This is a genomic window from Collinsella aerofaciens (assembly GCF_018785265.1).
GTDB lineage: Bacteria > Actinomycetota > Coriobacteriia > Coriobacteriales > Coriobacteriaceae > Collinsella > Collinsella aerofaciens_AI.
In genome coordinates this window covers 1-15,440 of record NZ_WQPK01000007.1, presented here as the reverse complement: position 1 = coordinate 15,440, position 15,440 = coordinate 1, and the positions used below count along the sequence as shown (strand labels likewise).

Below are 15,440 nucleotides of genomic sequence, written 5' to 3'. Positions count from 1 at the left end.
CGTCCATTTCCGTGGAGGCACGGTTCGGCAGCCCTAACAAGAGAGGGGTTCTATGTATAAGATCCTGGAGAAGACGCAGTTCTCGGAGAAGGTGTTCAAGTTCCGCATCGAGGCGCCCGCAATCGCCAAGCATGCGCACGCTGGACAGTTCCTCATGGTTCGCGCCAACGAGACGGGCGAGCGTGTCCCGTTTACCCTGGCCGGCTGGAACGGTGACGAGGGCTGGGTCGAGTTCATCTTCATGGTGATCGGCAAGACCACCGAGATGCTGTCCACCTACGAGGCCGGCGAGTCGCTGCGCGACGTCGTGGGCCCGCTGGGCGTTCCCACCGAGATGGCCGAGGGCCCCTGCGCCGTCATTGGCGGCGGCGTCGGCCTGGCAATTGCCTTCCCGGTCGCCAAGCACCTGGTCGAGACCGGCCACGAGGTGCACGCCATCATGGGCGCCCGCACCAAGGACCTCCTGCTCATGGAGGACCAGTTCCGCGAGCTCCTCGACGAGGACCACATCCACATCACCACTGACGACGGCTCCTACGGCGAGCAGGGCGTTGTCACCGCTCCGCTGGAGCGCCTGCTGCAGGACAAGGCCGTGAGCCAGGTCTTCTGCGTCGGCCCCGTTCCGATGATGAAGTTCTCGACCCTCACCGCCCAGAAGTACGACACCCCCATCACCGCGTCGCTCAACCCCATCATGGTTGACGGCACCGGCATGTGCGGCTGCTGCCGTGTCGAGGTGGGCGGCGTGACCAAGTTCGCTTGCGTCGACGGCCCCGACTTCGATGCCACCCTGGTCGACTGGGATGACCTTCGTGCCCGCCAGGCCGCTTACCGTTCCGAAGAGGGCGAGTCCCTCAAGGCCTATGAGGAAAAGAGCTGCGCATGCCACTAGTTAACGGTCGTTTCGTTGCCGATATGAAGTCGCCCCGCACCCCCGATAACGAGGAGCCGGCTGCCGAGCGCGCCTGCGACTTCCGCCCCGTCGACAAGGGCTTCACCGAGGAGATGGCGCTGGCCGAGGCTGAGCGCTGCCTCAACTGCAAGAAGCCGTTCTGTGTTGAGGGATGCCCCGTCAACATCAACATCCCCCGCTTTATCGAGCAGATCCGCGCGAAGGACTTCGGCGGCGCTCTCGATACCATCCGCGAGGACTCCATGCTTCCCGCCATCTGCGGCCGCGTCTGCCCGCAGGAGAACCAGTGCGAGGGCAAGTGCATCCGTGGCAAGAAGTCCGAGCCCGTGGCCATCGGCCAGCTCGAGCGCTTCCTGGGTGACCGCCCCGAGCTCGCCTCCACGCCCAAGATGGCCCCCAAGAACGGCAAGAAGGTCGCCGTCGTCGGCTCCGGCCCGTCCGGCATCACTTGCGCCGGCGAGCTCGCCCGTAACGGCTTTGACGTCACCGTCTTTGAGGCCTTCTTCACCGGCGGCGGCGTGCTGGTCTACGGCATCCCCGAGTTCCGTCTGCCCAAGGCAGTCGTCAAGCGCGAGATTGACGGCCTGGAGGACATGGGCGTCAAGTTTGAGTACAACTCCGTCGTGGGCAACATGGCCACGGCCGAGGAGCTGTTCGAGCAGGGCTTCGACGCCATCTACGTGGCGACCGGCGCTGGCCTGCCCAAGTTCCTCAACGTCCCCGGCGAGAACCTGCCCAACGTCTTCTTCGCGAACGAGTACCTCACCCGCGTGAACCTGATGAAGGCCAACAAGTTCCCCGAGTACGACACTCCCACCAAACACGGCAAGAACGTCGTCGTCTTTGGTGGCGGCAACGTGGCTATGGACGCCGTCCGTACCGCCAAGCGTCTGGGCGCCGAGCACGCCATCATCGCCTACCGCCGTACCGAGGACGAGATGCCCTGCCGTCGCGCCGAGCTGCACCACGCTAAGGCCGAGGGCGTCGAGGTTCTGCCGCTCGTCTCCCCGCTCGAGTTTGTCCCTGGCGAGGACGGCTCCGTATGCGCCGTCAAGGTCCAGAAGATGGAGCTCGGCGAGCCCGACGAGTCCGGTCGTCGTCGCCCGGTGCCCATCGAGGGCGCCATCGAGGAGATTCCCTGCGACGTCGCGATCTCGGCTATCGGCACCAACGCCAACCCCTTCGCAAAGAAGATCGGCGGCAAGATGGAGCTCAACAAGTGGGGCTACATCGTCGCTGACGAGGAGACCGGCCAGACCACCGATCCCCGCATCTGGGCCGGCGGCGACATCGTCACCGGTGCCGCTACGGTCATTCTGGCGATGGGCGCCGGCAAGAAGGCCGCCGCTTCCATCACCAAGAGCCTGCTGGGCGAGTAATCACCTACAGCACTAGCCGCCAAACGACAAAGTCCCCGTCGAGCACACGCCCGGCGGGGACTTTTTTCTATGCCGGCCGCCCGACCACCACAAAGGGGACAGGCACCTTTGTGGTGGTTTTGGACTTGCCTGATCGTTTTGTCTCAATCTGTAACAGCTGGAGTCCGTTGAGCCCTGCAGTTGTTACAGATCGAGATATTGTGCCGGCCGCCCACGCCGCATCTCAATCTGTAACAGTAAGAGACCAAATATGCCGCCTGGTGTTACAGATCAAGACGTTGGGCTGACGGCCGAACGGTTCATCTAAATCTGTAACAGTTAGAGCCTTTTTCGCTGGCTTGGTGTTACAGATCGAGATTTTGCAAAAGCCGAGGATAGGCACTGCCGCCAAGGCCTTTCCCTCGGCCTAAAACAAAAACCACCACAAAGGTACCTGTCCCCTTTGTGGTGGTTTTGATCGGCTAGCCTTCGAGCTGGGCCACTTTGTAGCGGTAGGCAGCGGCGATAACGTCTTTGCAGCCCTCGCGACCCAGCTTGGCGCGGTTGACGACGATGTCTTTACCACTCGTCATTTTCCACTTGCCGGCGCTGTAGCGCTTGTAAAACGCCTCGCGCGCCTTCTGCTGCTGCTTGACCAGCTTGGCGCCCTTCTTTTTGTTGAGGCCGCGCTTCTTGCGCACGATCTCGACGCGGTCCTCAAAGGGTGCGGTCACCAACACGGCAATGTGGTTGGGGTTGTTACGCAGCAGGTAATCGGACAGACGGCCTTCGATAATGCAGCTCTCAGTCTCGCCCAGGTCCAAAATCACCTGGCTCATCTTTTGGAACAACTTGTCCGAGTACGAGCGCGCATCGTAGCGGTCGGGCAGGAACGCCATGTTCTCCACGGCCAGACGCTCGTCGTAGGCGGCCATCTTATCGAGCGACTCGCCCGCGCGCAGCGACGCACGTACCAGCAGCTCGTTATCGTACAGCGGAATCCCCAACTCGTCGGCAAGCATGCGGCCAATCTCGTGACCCTCGGCACCAAAATCGCGCGCAATGGTAATGACCACAGGATTCTTCTTATTCTCCAGATCGCTCATCGCGATTCCTTTCTCTGTGTGGCAAAGGGACTGTCCCTTTGTCACATTATGCAGCCACGACGCGGCGCTGGTAGGCTCGCACCAGCAGCGAGATACCAAAGTTGAGCACAAAGTACATCGCAAACACCAGGCCGTAGAGCATAAGCACCTGCGACAGGTCGATCGCGTGGGCCATCACGACGTTGGCCGTGTACATGAGCTCGGCCACGTTAATGCCCGAAAGATACGAGCTGTCCTTGATGACAGTCGTGCACTGGCTAAACAGCGCCGGAATGATCGTCTTAAACGTCTGCGGCAGAATGATGTAGCGCATGGTGGCAAAGAAGCCAAAGCCCTGGCTCTGCGCTGCCTCAAACTGGCCGCGCGGAATCGAGTTGAGGCCGCCGCGCACAATCTCGGCCATAACGGCGCTGGTAAACAGCGTAAAGGCGATGGTCGAAATCACAATATCCAAACCCTGCACCGTAAAGTAGATAAAAAGGATCCACAGCAGGTTTGGCGTGCAGCGGAACAGCTCGATATAGGCGCTCACCAAAATACGGAACGGGCGGGGCGCATAGCTTTTAACAAGCGCCAGCACCGTGCCAAAGATGAGCGAGAAAAAGATCGACAGCGCCGAGATCTCGATTGTCTTAACAAAGCCGCCCCAAATGTAGAGCAGGTTGGTCGCGTTGAAGATTTCCATGCGCTAGGCCTCCTCTACGTTGTCGAGCCCCAACTCGGCCAGGCTCACGCCGTGCGGACGCTCCTTGGAGCGGCGCTCGAGCCACTGCACCAGCATGGCGAGCGGAAAGCAGATGATGAAGTACATAAGGCAGCAGACGATATATCCCTGCAGGTAACCGTACAGACTCACAAAGTTGTCGGAACGGTACATAAGGTCGCCGCCGGCCACAAGCGCCAGCACCGACGTGTTCTTGACCAGGTTGAGTGCCTGGTTACACAGCGGCGGCAGAATGATCTTGAACGTCTGGGGCAGCACGATGTACCAGTACGCCTGGGCACGGGTGAAGCCCTGGCTCTGGGCCGCCTCCATCTGACCGCGCGGAACCGCCTCGATACCAGTGCGGATGACCTCCGAAATGTAGGCCGCATGATACAGGCCCACACCCAAGAAGCCCAGCACGAACGGCGCGATGCGCACCGGCTGGTCGGCACCGGTTATGGCTTGCAAAAACTGCGGACCGGCCATGTACATAAAGAGCACCTGCACGGGCAACGGGGTGTTCTGGTAAAACTCCACGTACACGCGGCTTATGGCGCGCAGCACGCGCGAACGGGTGGTGGAGAACACGCCCAGCAGCGTGCCCAGCACCAGCGACAGCAGCAGACCGGCAACGACCACCTGTAGCGTCACGCCAAAGCCCTCCCAGAAGGGCCCCATGTTTTGAAATGTCGTCGACCAACGGTCGGCGTCAAATAATCCTTCGAGCATTTGATTCCTTCCTTGGACGATGCGCCTATACAAGACCCCAGGTCTTGACCTCTTGGTCGAGCCAGCCGTCGGCCAGGCGATCGCAAATCACCTGATCGACCACGGCCGAAAGGTCGCAGCCCTTCTTGGTCGCCACGCCGTAGCCCTGCTCGCCAAACTTGACCTCGGGCTGCAGCAGCTCAACGGTCTCGTTCATGTAGCCGGCCAGCGTGGAGCGGTCCATGGCAAAGACGTCGATATTGCCGGCGTCGAGGGAACTCTTGATGATGGGATAGCCGCTAAAGGCCCTAAACTCGGGCTTACAGCTAAAGCCGTTGTCCTTGATCATCTGCTCGATCAGGCCCTGCGTGGTGGCACCCTGGCTCACGCCAATGACCTTGCCGTCCAAGTCCTCAATCGAGGTAAAGCCCGAACGCTTCTTGACCATGAGTCCCACGTAGTCGGTGCGGTACGGCGTCGAGAAATCCCAGCTCTTCTTGCGCTCGTCGGTGATGGTATAGGTCGCCGCGACCACGTCGAGTTGGCCGTTATCGATCAGCGGGCCGCGCGTCTTGGGCGTTACGTCGGTAAACTCGACAAGCTCCTGGGCGCGGGCCTCCTTGTAGCTCACGCCAAAGACGGCAGCGGCGATCTGGTAGCACAAATCGACTTCCATGCCCTCGAAGCGGCCCTTGGCGGTGTCGTAATAGCCATAGCCGGGAACGTCCTTCTTAACGCCGGCATTCAGATGGCCACGCGACTTAATGGCCGCAAGCTTGGACCCCTTGTCGGAGCCCTCGCCGCTGGTGGAGTTGCCGCAACCGACAAGCGCGGTCCCCGTCAGCGCAAGCATGCCGGCGCCGGCCAGCTGCAAAAAGTGGCGGCGCGACACGGCCGCCCTCGTCATATCCGTCATGTCCATCACCGCGCCTAGTGCAGAATCTTGGACAGGAACTCACGGCAGCGCGGGTTCTCGGGGTTATCGAAGAAGTGCTCGGGCGTGCCCTCCTCCAGGATGCGGCCGTCCTCCATGAAGATGACGCGATCGGCAACCTGGCGCGCGAAGCCCATCTCGTGCGTCACGCAGATCATGGTGATGTCCTCCTGCGCGAGCTCAATCATAACGTCTAGAACCTCCTGGACCATCTCGGGGTCGAGCGCCGAAGTCGGCTCGTCAAACAGGATGATGGGCTGCTTGGTGCACAGGGCACGAGCGATGGCGATGCGCTGCTGCTGACCGCCCGAGAGATTCTGCGGATACTCACCGGCCTTATGCGCCATGCCGACGCGCTTGAGCGCGGCGATGGCAATCTCGGTCGCCTCCTCCTTGCTTTTCTTTTGCAGCTTGATGGGCGCGAGCGTCAGGTTGCCCAACACCGTCATGTTGGGATACAGGTTGAACTGCTGAAACACCATGGAACTATACTTGCGAGCCATTTCCAGGTGATTCTTTTTGGTGAGCGGCGTACCGTCGATGACGACCTCGCCCGACGTGGGCTCCTCAAGATAATCGACGCAGCGGATGAGCGTCGACTTACCCGAGCCGGAAGGCCCGATCATTACGAGTTTCTCGCCGCGCTTGACGGTAAGGTTGATATCTTTGAGCACATGCAGATCGCCAAAGTACTTGTTGAGATGCTTGATCTCGATCATGTCTGCCATGAATGTCCCTTCCCTGCGTTTACATGAGTTGAACTATTGTACGGAAAGAACCACGTTTCCGCAGCCCACACTACATTCCCGTAAAGAACCCGCAACCTTTAACCCGCTCATTGGGGACAGGCTTAAATGAGTACCCACCCATTGGGCACTCATTTAAGCCTGTCCCCAATGAGCGCTTCCAACCGCCCTTGTTGAGCATAAGTCAGCGAAAACCCGTACACGCGAGCAAGGTGACGTGAAATGAAAGGGCGCAGACCTTATGGTCGCGCCCTTGAAATTGAACGTCAGATTGCTCGCGTGTACGGGTTTGCAGCGTCGAGCCGTTACGCGGTTTGGTAAAACCGCGTAACAAATTACGCAAGCTTTGCGCCGACGATCTTTGCCGCCGCAGGCTTGTCAAAGTTGCCTCCGGTGGCCTTGCCGAGCGCACCCATGACCTGGCCCATCTGCTTCTTGGACGTGGCGCCCAGCTCGGCGATAACCTGCTCGATCAGGGCCTCGAGCTCCTCGCCCGAAACCTGTGCGGGCAGCAGGCTCTCCAGAATCTTGACCTGCTCGGTCAGGTTGTCGGTACGCTCCTGGTCGGTACCGGCCTTAATGGACATCTCCAGCGTCTCGCTCGTCTGCTTAATCAGACGCTTGATCATGCTGTTGACGTCTTCCTCGGTCACATCGCGACGCTCGTTGACCTCGATGTTCTTCACCTCGGCCTTAACCTGGCGAATGATGGACAGGCGAACCTTGTCCTTTGCCTTCATGGCCGCGATCATTTCCTTCTGCAGCTCTTCGTTGGTCATCTGCATATCCTCCTCAATAGCATGGGCGGCACTCACGCGGGCGCCGCCCCATGATTACTTAGTCGTCGACGAATCGTCGGTCGGACTCTTGGTGACGCCCTTCAGGCTGACGTTGTACGGCACGTCCTTGGGCATGGGGTTAACGGTGATGTCGGCGTCCTTCTTGTACTGCTCCAGCCACTCGCTGTACGCGGTGCTTGCCGCCTGCGTCTTCACCACGTTGGAGACGTACTTCTTGATCTCCTTGGGCACCTGCTTAATGTCATCGACCTGATTATCGACATGGAAGTAGTCGGTGCACTTGATGATGTGATAACCATAGGTCGACTCGACGACGTCGCTCACATCGCCCTTATTGAGTCCCCCGAGTGCCGCCTGATAGCTGTCGACGAAGGTAGTGAGCTTGTCCCAGCCCACATCGCCCTTCTTCTCCTTGGAGCCGGTGTCGTCAGAGTACTGCTTCACGGCATCCTCAAAGCTCAGCTCGCCGGAGTTGATCTTGTCCAGGCACTCCTGCGCCTTGGCCTTGGCGGCAGCCTTGTCCTCGTCGGAAGCGTCGGAATCGACCTTGATCAGGATATTCGACGAACGACGGGCATCGTTGTAGTTGGACAGGTTCTCATTGATGTAATCGACAATCTCGCTGTCCTTGGGCTTGCTGGTGGGTGCCACGGCATCCTTGAGCTTCTGCTGCGCCAGGCTCTCCTTGAGCGAATCCTTGTAGGTGTCCTCGGTGTAGCCGTAGGTCTTAAGCGTCTTCTTAAAGGTCTTGGCACCGCCCGCGCTCTTGCACGCGTCCTTCCAAGCCTTCTCGACCTCCTTGTCCGACACCGTCACGCCGTTTTCCTTCTGCGCCTGCTGAAGCAGAATCTGCTGCGCGTAGGAGTCGATGAGCTGCTTGCGGTACTTCTTGGGTGTGAGGTCGTTGTCGACCAGGTACTGTGCCCAGTCCTTGTCCTTGGTGTAGCCGTAGGACGTGCGCATGCTCATGATCTGCTTGGTCACGGTGTCCTCGGTGAGGTTGGTGCCGTTGATGGTAGCAGCCACGCCACCAGTAAGCTTATAGCCCGAGCTGGCACTTTCGGTCTGCGACATCAGGCCGGAGCACGCCATGGCCGAGACGGAAAGCAGCATCGCCAGCACGCCGATGACCACCAGGACAATCTTGACGGTCTTGGACACATAGGTCTTGCGCTGCTTCTTACGAGAGCTGGAGGCGGCGCGGGACCGCTGCTCGGGCGTCGGCGCGGCCTCGGGGTTCTTTTTCTTGTTTGCCATGTTTGGCCTTTCGCATCACGAATCGAACAAACGCCATTGTGTCACAACGCAGCCCCCGCGGCACACCTGGTGCATGGGGGACAGGTTAATCTGCACCATTTTGGTGCAAAGGGGACAAGTCTGGCAGTTGGCAATTAGGGACGTTCCTTTTCTGCCGGCAGTTAGGGACAGTCCCCCAGCGCCGACCTTAAAAGTGGCGACGGATGGCGTCGACCATGCCCTGCGGCGTGGTTTGGCCGAGTACATCGGCTGCGGCATCGGCATCCATAAAGATATTCATGAGCGCTTGCAGGGCCTCGACTTGCCCGCCCGGCTCGGCAATGCCCAGGTTGATGATGATCTGCGCCGGCACCGGGGCACCCATGCCCGCCATGGCATTAAACGTCACGGTCGATGCGGGCTTCACCACCGCGATATAGGGCTTAGCCACAAACCCCGGATCGGTGTGCGGGATGGCGATGTTGGCCGCCGGCATGGCAAGGCCCGTGGGATAGGCATCCTCGCGCGCGCGGACGGCATCGAGCCAACCGGATGTAATGTAGCCGCGCGGGGCAAGCTCACCCTCGAGGCGCGCAAACACCTCACCCGGCGTCGCGCACTCCCAATCAAAAAACACCAGCTCAGGCGAGAATAGCATCTCGGCGTTATCCGCCATACCGTCCTCCAAAGTTGCATGAGGTTCACAATGCCCCATATGATAGCGAAACGAGACAGGCAAGGTTAGTTTAGGATCCCAATCATATCGAGTGCGCGGGCAGGCGTCAGGCAAACTTCGGGCATCTCCTCCAGCATGCGCCGGTCGCTCGTGACTACGTAGTCAACGTCTGCCGTCTCGCCCGAAGCGATGATGAGGTTGTCTTCAAGATCCGGCATGCGCTTGCCAAGCATGCGCGCCATCTCGCACTCTGCCAACGAAAGCGGAGAGGCGGTTGCCACCTGCATCATGTGCTCAATGCAGGCCCATGACGCCGAGGCAAACGACACGTTCATCCCATTCACGTTCCGCCGGGCTAGACGCCGAGGCAAAAGATAGAATACATCCTTTGCCGTCGTTGGCGCATACAGAAGGTCGATCTTTCCTGCCTCGGCCAGTTCAACCAATCTTCTCGCTTCGTCGAACGCCCCCTCTTGCAGGTAATAATCGAGCCAAACGTTCGTATCTACCAAGAGATGCTTTGCCTCAATCATCAGCAATTCGCCTCGATGTCGGCAATCATCGCATCATACATATCATCCCGTACGGCATCCCAGTCTTCCGCCGAAGATTCGGCCGGTGCAAAATCCGACGCGCTCAGCCCCAACGAAGAAAAAGCCAGGCCACTTCCCTGCTCGGCCAGACTCTCCGCACGGGATGCCTCGCGCTTATCCGCTACCATAAATCCCGGCAACGTTTGATGCTCGACGAGATAGGCCCAAAGCGCACGAATGGCATCGCTCGGCCCCAATCCATTGCGAGTGAGGACCGCATCGCCACCAGCTTTGAGCATAGGATCGATTCGCGTGTTGAGCTGCACTGTTGCTGTACCCATAGCGGCTCCTTCCTACTTGCTAGCAGTATAGCAAACCTGTTAGGTCACACAAAAGGGCCCCGACCGAGAACGGACGAGGCCCTGTCAGATTGGTAGTGTCGAGAAAGGTGGTGTAGCGCCCGATCCGAAGCGAGTCGGCCTGGCGTCCAAGAATCTAGAATACGATTGATGCCCTATGCCGCCGACCGGCATATGAAAGCCAGCGGGCCAAAAGCCCCATGGCTTCTAGCCCGCAGAAACATCGATGTTTCCAAATGATCGTAGCTTGTGCTTCAAGCGCTTTTCTACGCTACCGGCGGATGCAAATCCCAATCGGGAAAGCAGTTTGCGAAGCCCGTGAGATTTTGGGTCAAAACATTGTTCTCAGCTTGCTTCAGTCGCTCGTCCTCTTCAAACAGACTATCGAGCTCGCTCAATGCATCGAGGTCCTGCATTGCAGCATCGTTATGGTCGAAATCAGTCACTTCATCAGCCATCTTTTTCACTCCATTCATGGATTATCGAGACAAATCCTACCGGCTAGGCAACCTTTTCAAGCTTAAGCAGGTCGCTGCGCTCGGCCGCAGCTTCCTTCGCGCTCTTCCACTGATTAAGCGCCAGATCGATCTCGGAACAGCCTTCCTGGATGCGTTTGGAGTATTTGGCCTCAATCTCTTCTGCCTCCGTAGCGCGCTGCTTGCCCGAGAGGCTCGTCTTTACTAGACAATAGCCAGCCCCCGCAAGAAGCAGAACGCCAATAACCTGGTTTACAAACGCAAAGAAAGCTACTCCCAAAACAGCGAGGACAACGGCCGCTATCTTGTGGCTCTTGTTGCCCTTCGCAACCTTGACATCAAGCTCAGCGAGCTCCTTTTTCTTCTCTTCACCGACATAGCGAACATAATCGCCGCGCAGCGCATTACCCTCATCGCCGGTAACCGCCCTGCTTGTCCATCCGTCGAAGTCAAGGGTGATCGCCTGCGGAAATTCGGGGATGTCGCTCTTGCGATACCGGTTGAAACCACCGTTGATATAGGAACCCAAAAACTGAATCGCGGTCTTCTTCTTATGCACATCCACAGACGCACTCTGGTCGCGCATCGAGCGTGTCATCTGGTCGATGATGTTCATCGTCTGCTGACGCTTCTCATCGCGGCGACGATTGACGAGCTCTCGGGCGCGCTCCACGTCTCCGCCAAATGCCTTGACCGCAAGAAGATACTCCTCCTGGCGGCGCAAATTTCGCTCCTTGGAGTCATCGGAGTTAACGAGCTCCATCAAATGCCTGTCAACCTGCTCGGCAAGCGTCCTCTCGTCAACATCAGAAGCCTTGAGGTCGGCGAAGTCATTGGAGATGCTCTCGATTGCCTCGACTTTTCCGAGATACTTATTGATGTAGTCAAACTCCTTGACCACCACCTTGAGCGCCGGATATCTCGAACTCATATCCTCCTCGTAGCCGGTAAAGTACTCCGCCCATGACTCTGACTGCTCATTCTCGAACTCAGGGCTCTGATTTCTGATCTGCTCGATCCAGCCCGCCATATAGTCGTCGCACAGGTGCTTTTCGTCGGTTCCAAAGATGCCGTTGATATAGGCATCGATGTAGACCATCGCATCGGCATCGATGCGGGCGGCGTTTTGCGTCGAGAAGTAGCGCGCTAACCATTCGTAGCACGTAGCCGTGCGGTTATTACGTCTGCAGATCAGAGCCATCGCAAGCGACGTGTGCTCGTTGTCACGTTTGACAGCCTCGCGTATTGCGCGCTCTGCAAGATCTCGGTTGTTGTTGATCCATGCCGCAAGGGCAACCAGGACAGGTGCCAGCCAGTAGTCCGGGGTAGAGATCATTAACTCCTCGGAGACCGTCGAAATCGTCGCCTTGCGCACGAGCGCCGCATCGGTTGCCTGGAGAATACCGACCATGGTGTTTCGAACCACTGAGTAGTTGCCGAACTTTTTGTCCATCTCCTGCCGGACGCTCACGAGCTCCGTAGTCGCCTGCTCAAGTGCGGCGGTACGACGCTGCTCGAGCATCATCTCGAGAAAGTCCTTTCGGAGCTTTTTAAGGTCCTTCCGCACTTCCTCCATTTGCGATTCGACCTTATCGACCTTCGTGGTCATCTGGTCAACTTTTGTTCCAATAGCGGCGATCCTGCGCTCGATAAGGACAGTATCTACTCCCGAATCACTCATCTGTACCACCTTTCAGTTTGCACTGTTTAGATCATCCAATAGCTTTAAGCGAGTAAGCGCCCGCCATCTGCTTTATTGAGAGGCCATGCTTCGGTATTGCTCGGACACCTGCTGATAGGCCACAAGAAACTTCTGTTTGTATTGGCTTGCCTTCATCGAATTGACGATGCGACCGACGGGCTCCACATAGTGTTCGAAAAAGTACGAAGTCCTTCTTCGTAACGCAAACGAACCAGTTTTATAGGGGGACCCGGGGTTCTCTCTAATGCCCTTGAGTAGTGCAAGACACGTTTTGGGTGTATTGCAGTTGGCGGCAATATCTTGATAGAAACTCTCCCGCTCTGCAGTCATAAAGTCTTCCGAAGCATACCGCGCTATGCAGAACGGGCACACAGCATCGATAAAGTTCTCAAGTCGAGACCGATCCTCCATGCTCTGCATATTGGCGACCACGAGCGATACCATCTGAACCTCAAAGTCACGCATGTTGTAGAGCGTCGACTCAAACAAGTCGATCAAGTCACGCACCTCATCATATTCGAGAGGGATATCTTCGGCCCTTTTAAAGAAAACCGTCATCGAACCCGAAAGACCTTCGCAAAACTCATCGCAGTACGCAACCATAAACTGTGCCGCCGCGTTGTCTTGCATCATATTGAGCACGTCCGCGGCAAATTTGCGGGCCTCCGGGAAGTTGCCGCCCTTAAAAAACTTGATGGCATTGTCCTTGGCAAACGCGATTTTGCCCGTGGCCCCCAGACGCGCCCGCGAATAGTACATCTCGCGACCGCACTGGTTGCAATGAACCTTTCGAGTTGCGGGGTCAAACTCGACATCGGTGCTGCCGCAGCCCTCGCAAGTTATTCCGTTGATTTCCAATAGCTTCCCCCACTTCAACCATCAAAGTGCCCTGGTAAAAAGCAGCGCGAGCCCTTATTTGACAGCGGTCAGCGCCGCATTGCGCTTTTTCCAGATATTGCGCGCATCATGGACAAGGCCAACCGTAACATCTGCCGGCTCATCGGCACTCATGGAATTCGAGACCGCCTCAAGCGCGGCGGAGAACTGTCGCTCGATCTCTTGAACATGGGGGTGCGACATGTTGGAACTAAAGGAGATGTCATCCTTGAGCCCTTTGAGTTCGGCTTTAACCTGAGCGTCCTCCGCTACGGCAAGAAGCTGCCCCACATATGATCCGAACTGTGCCGTTTGAACCGTCTTTGCGAGGGCGGCGGCAACCTTTTGGTCTGCCCGGCGGGCATAGGAGCCAAGACCCATCTGCACAAGGACAAGCACAACGAGAAGAACAACGTTTGCGACAACCGGGATCGTGCTGCCGCCCCACCCATACGCCACAAACGCAAAGTACGTATTGGCAAGAAGGGCAACAACAAAATAGGCACAGCTGGATGCAATCGGCAAATAATGGATTTCGGTCGTGCTTTTGACCGTGGACTGCTTATCGGACATGGTAGCCGAAATCGAAGCCACCGCAAAAGCCAAAACCCCAAAACCAAGCGACATAGCAAAGACGATAGGGTTCATCAGCGCGTTTTTGCAGACAAACATGATTACAAGCCACGCCACCAAGACGATTGCCTCGCCCAAAATGACACGTTTAACAGAACCGTTCATCTTTGTTTCTCCTTATTGGATCTTAGTTCCACAATCGGGGCAGAATTTGGTCCCTTCCGGCAACTCGGCTCCGCAGCTCGGGCACCTTGGCGAGGTCAACCGGTTCCCGCACTCAAGGCAGAACTTGGCACCGACCGGGTTAAGATGCCCACACGCCAAACACGCAACACCCTGCTCGAGCTTTTGTCCGCATTCCAGGCAGAACTTAGCACCCATCGGATTAACGTTTCCGCAACCGGGACACACGAGACCGTTTTGCATACCTGCGGACGCGGAAGCCGTTCCAACCATGGGAGCAACAGCGCCCATGGTCTGGTTGGCCAAGTTGGAGAAGCCAGCTCCAAATGCACCGCCCATGCCAACGCCCATGCCGAGTCCCATGCCGGCTCCCATGAGGCCCGATGCGGCACTCCCCTCATTGCCCGCAGCACCCTCCATTACGTCCATGCCGCGCTCCTGCTGATAGTTGTAGCCTTCGCGCGCACGCTTCCTGGCAAGTGCCTCGGACTCGATGTCCATCTGGGCAGCGTTACCCTGTGCCTCGAGAATGCTCCGCTTACGCTGGATCTTCATCTCGTTGATGGCGGCAAGATCCTCTTCGAAGGGCTTGATGCTGTTGAACGAGAAGTTATCGAGTGTGAGACCAAACTCATCGAAATAGTTAACGAGCTTGACCTGCATCTGAGACGAGAAGTCGCTCAGATGCGTCGCAATTTTAAGAACGGAAACCTCCTGGTCAACAATCGCCTTAGCAAGCAAGTCGGGAACATACTCAAGGATTTTTGCCCGCATAAAGGAGGTAAGTTCTTCTCGTGTATAGCGATCTCGCGTGCCCACGACCTTAACAAGGAACTTCCTCGCCTGAATGGGAACCAGACTCAAATCGTTCTGTTCGATATGCACGCCAAACAAACCGAAGGCGCGAACGTGAACGTTGACGTCTTCCTCAGGGTCTTGAACGATGATGGGCTCGGTCGTGCCCCAGCGTAGCTCGTTCATGTAGTTGGTATTGATAAAGTACACAACGGAATGAAACGCCGAGCTACCGCCGGTAAGCGAATGAGCGGCATTGCGGAACGGGGCGAATCGGCTGTCTCCCGTGTCGAGCTTGATCTTGCACGGACCGACAAACACGCTTACCTGAGAATCGCCGGCACCCGTAGCGTCAGTAGAACTGCCCGCCCCCATATTGTTGGTAAAAACGGCAATCTGCGATTGCGCAACCTGAAGATAGGACCCGTTGGGGAAATCCTCGTAGGGATAGCGGAATGAGACAAGCGAGGCATCTTCGTTGTTGCCAGGCTCCCATTTGATATTGTCGACAGAAAAGGCACCGAGTATTCCGCTGTGCTTTTCTTCCTTTTCGTTATCGCTATGGAACAGAGACATGCTGATTCCTTTCGTTAATCCCAAACCACGCGCTCCGCGTGTCTAATGAATTGCGAAATGCCGAGCCGACAGGCGCATCGAAAGCCCGTGCGTCTCAATCTATCCGATCGCGTCGAAAATGTTGGTGTAAGGGTGACGCTCTAGCGCCCGTTTAACGAAGAACGGCCTTCGTCCTAGAATCTGA

The 15,440-nt window shown here is 57.5% G+C and carries 17 protein-coding genes; 2 read left to right on the top strand and 15 right to left on the bottom strand.

Features of this window, described 5'->3' with window-relative positions; all coding sequences use genetic code 11:
• The first annotated feature begins 52 nt into the window (after positions 1-52).
• Both GPK42_RS01120 and gltA read left to right on the top strand, forming a co-directional pair.
• Positions 53-892 (top strand): sulfide/dihydroorotate dehydrogenase-like FAD/NAD-binding protein, encoded by an 840-nt coding sequence (locus tag GPK42_RS01120; protein WP_006235793.1) that lies wholly within the window; start codon positions 53-55, stop codon positions 890-892.
• Entirely contained in the window at positions 883-2,292 is a 1,410-nt protein-coding gene (gene gltA / locus GPK42_RS01115) for an NADPH-dependent glutamate synthase (RefSeq protein ID WP_215692910.1), read from the top strand. Before GPK42_RS01120 ends, gltA begins: the two co-directional genes overlap by 10 nt.
• A gap of 461 nt (positions 2,293-2,753) precedes the next feature.
• On the opposite strand, the gene GPK42_RS01110 is transcribed toward gltA, so the two are convergent.
• From GPK42_RS01110 to GPK42_RS01040, 15 genes are all read right to left on the bottom strand, one after another.
• Positions 2,754-3,377, bottom strand: coding sequence for a cytidylate kinase-like family protein (locus tag GPK42_RS01110; RefSeq protein WP_055251542.1), 624 nt, complete (start codon positions 3,375-3,377; stop codon positions 2,754-2,756).
• A gap of 46 nt (positions 3,378-3,423) precedes the next feature.
• Positions 3,424-4,062: an amino acid ABC transporter permease gene (locus tag GPK42_RS01105; RefSeq protein ID WP_215692908.1), complete on the bottom strand. Its 639-nt coding sequence runs from the start codon at positions 4,060-4,062 to the stop codon at positions 3,424-3,426.
• A gap of 3 nt (positions 4,063-4,065) precedes the next feature.
• Positions 4,066-4,812: an amino acid ABC transporter permease gene (locus tag GPK42_RS01100; RefSeq protein ID WP_215692906.1), complete on the bottom strand. Its 747-nt coding sequence runs from the start codon at positions 4,810-4,812 to the stop codon at positions 4,066-4,068.
• Positions 4,813-4,837: 25 nt separating this feature from the next.
• Positions 4,838-5,713 carry a transporter substrate-binding domain-containing protein gene (locus GPK42_RS01095; RefSeq protein WP_215692904.1) on the bottom strand — a complete coding sequence of 292 codons (876 nt, stop codon included), beginning with the start codon at positions 5,711-5,713 and terminating at the stop codon, positions 4,838-4,840.
• Positions 5,714-5,721: 8 nt separating this feature from the next.
• Entirely contained in the window at positions 5,722-6,453 is a 732-nt protein-coding gene (locus tag GPK42_RS01090; protein WP_022094215.1) for an amino acid ABC transporter ATP-binding protein, read from the bottom strand.
• A 353-nt stretch (positions 6,454-6,806) separates the two neighbouring features.
• Positions 6,807-7,250 carry a GatB/YqeY domain-containing protein gene (locus GPK42_RS01085; RefSeq protein WP_006235801.1) on the bottom strand — a complete coding sequence of 148 codons (444 nt, stop codon included), beginning with the start codon at positions 7,248-7,250 and terminating at the stop codon, positions 6,807-6,809.
• Between the two features lie 54 nt (positions 7,251-7,304).
• Complete coding sequence (locus GPK42_RS01080) at positions 7,305-8,528, bottom strand: peptidylprolyl isomerase (RefSeq protein ID WP_215692902.1); 1,224 nt, start codon at positions 8,526-8,528, stop codon at positions 7,305-7,307.
• A gap of 187 nt (positions 8,529-8,715) precedes the next feature.
• Positions 8,716-9,183, bottom strand: coding sequence for a PTS sugar transporter subunit IIA (locus tag GPK42_RS01075; protein WP_215692900.1), 468 nt, complete (start codon positions 9,181-9,183; stop codon positions 8,716-8,718).
• 65 nt (positions 9,184-9,248) lie between these two features.
• Complete coding sequence (locus tag GPK42_RS01070) at positions 9,249-9,716, bottom strand: PIN domain-containing protein (protein ID WP_204986881.1); 468 nt, start codon at positions 9,714-9,716, stop codon at positions 9,249-9,251.
• Positions 9,716-10,057, bottom strand: a complete 342-nt coding sequence (locus GPK42_RS01065; RefSeq protein WP_161161662.1) for a type II toxin-antitoxin system RelB/DinJ family antitoxin — start codon at positions 10,055-10,057, stop codon at positions 9,716-9,718. The genes GPK42_RS01070 and GPK42_RS01065 overlap by 1 nt, the downstream gene beginning before the upstream one ends.
• Positions 10,058-10,341: 284 nt before the next feature.
• Positions 10,342-10,533, bottom strand: coding sequence for a hypothetical protein (locus tag GPK42_RS01060; RefSeq protein WP_156599436.1), 192 nt, complete (start codon positions 10,531-10,533; stop codon positions 10,342-10,344).
• A gap of 43 nt (positions 10,534-10,576) precedes the next feature.
• Entirely contained in the window at positions 10,577-12,232 is a 1,656-nt protein-coding gene (locus GPK42_RS01055; protein ID WP_215692898.1) for a hypothetical protein, read from the bottom strand.
• Positions 12,233-12,304: 72 nt separating this feature from the next.
• Positions 12,305-13,111, bottom strand: coding sequence for a hypothetical protein (locus tag GPK42_RS01050; protein ID WP_161161664.1), 807 nt, complete (start codon positions 13,109-13,111; stop codon positions 12,305-12,307).
• A 54-nt stretch (positions 13,112-13,165) separates the two neighbouring features.
• On the bottom strand, positions 13,166-13,867 hold the full coding sequence (locus GPK42_RS01045; protein WP_161161665.1) for a hypothetical protein: 702 nt from the start codon (positions 13,865-13,867) through the stop codon (positions 13,166-13,168).
• Between the two features lie 12 nt (positions 13,868-13,879).
• Positions 13,880-15,256 carry an SPFH domain-containing protein gene (locus tag GPK42_RS01040; protein ID WP_215692896.1) on the bottom strand — a complete coding sequence of 459 codons (1,377 nt, stop codon included), beginning with the start codon at positions 15,254-15,256 and terminating at the stop codon, positions 13,880-13,882.
• Positions 15,257-15,440: the final 184 nt, after the last annotated feature.

Coding starts and splice junctions, on each gene's coding strand:
- GPK42_RS01085 (WP_006235801.1), bottom strand. CDS start 7,250: ATGACCAACGAAGAGCTGCAGAAGGAAATGATCGCGGCCATGAAGGCA.
- GPK42_RS01060 (WP_156599436.1), bottom strand. CDS start 10,533: ATGGCTGATGAAGTGACTGATTTCGACCATAACGATGCTGCAATGCAG.
- GPK42_RS01055 (WP_215692898.1), bottom strand. CDS start 12,232: ATGAGTGATTCGGGAGTAGATACTGTCCTTATCGAGCGCAGGATCGCC.
- GPK42_RS01065 (WP_161161662.1), bottom strand. CDS start 10,057: ATGGGTACAGCAACAGTGCAGCTCAACACGCGAATCGATCCTATGCTC.
- GPK42_RS01095 (WP_215692904.1), bottom strand. CDS start 5,713: ATGGACATGACGGATATGACGAGGGCGGCCGTGTCGCGCCGCCACTTT.
- GPK42_RS01090 (WP_022094215.1), bottom strand. CDS start 6,453: ATGGCAGACATGATCGAGATCAAGCATCTCAACAAGTACTTTGGCGAT.
- GPK42_RS01040 (WP_215692896.1), bottom strand. CDS start 15,256: ATGTCTCTGTTCCATAGCGATAACGAAAAGGAAGAAAAGCACAGCGGA.
- GPK42_RS01110 (WP_055251542.1), bottom strand. CDS start 3,377: ATGAGCGATCTGGAGAATAAGAAGAATCCTGTGGTCATTACCATTGCG.
- GPK42_RS01045 (WP_161161665.1), bottom strand. CDS start 13,867: ATGAACGGTTCTGTTAAACGTGTCATTTTGGGCGAGGCAATCGTCTTG.
- GPK42_RS01070 (WP_204986881.1), bottom strand. CDS start 9,716: ATGATTGAGGCAAAGCATCTCTTGGTAGATACGAACGTTTGGCTCGAT.
- GPK42_RS01080 (WP_215692902.1), bottom strand. CDS start 8,528: ATGGCAAACAAGAAAAAGAACCCCGAGGCCGCGCCGACGCCCGAGCAG.
- GPK42_RS01075 (WP_215692900.1), bottom strand. CDS start 9,183: ATGGCGGATAACGCCGAGATGCTATTCTCGCCTGAGCTGGTGTTTTTT.
- GPK42_RS01100 (WP_215692906.1), bottom strand. CDS start 4,812: ATGCTCGAAGGATTATTTGACGCCGACCGTTGGTCGACGACATTTCAA.
- GPK42_RS01105 (WP_215692908.1), bottom strand. CDS start 4,062: ATGGAAATCTTCAACGCGACCAACCTGCTCTACATTTGGGGCGGCTTT.
- GPK42_RS01120 (WP_006235793.1), top strand. CDS start 53: ATGTATAAGATCCTGGAGAAGACGCAGTTCTCGGAGAAGGTGTTCAAG.
- gltA (WP_215692910.1), top strand. CDS start 883: ATGCCACTAGTTAACGGTCGTTTCGTTGCCGATATGAAGTCGCCCCGC.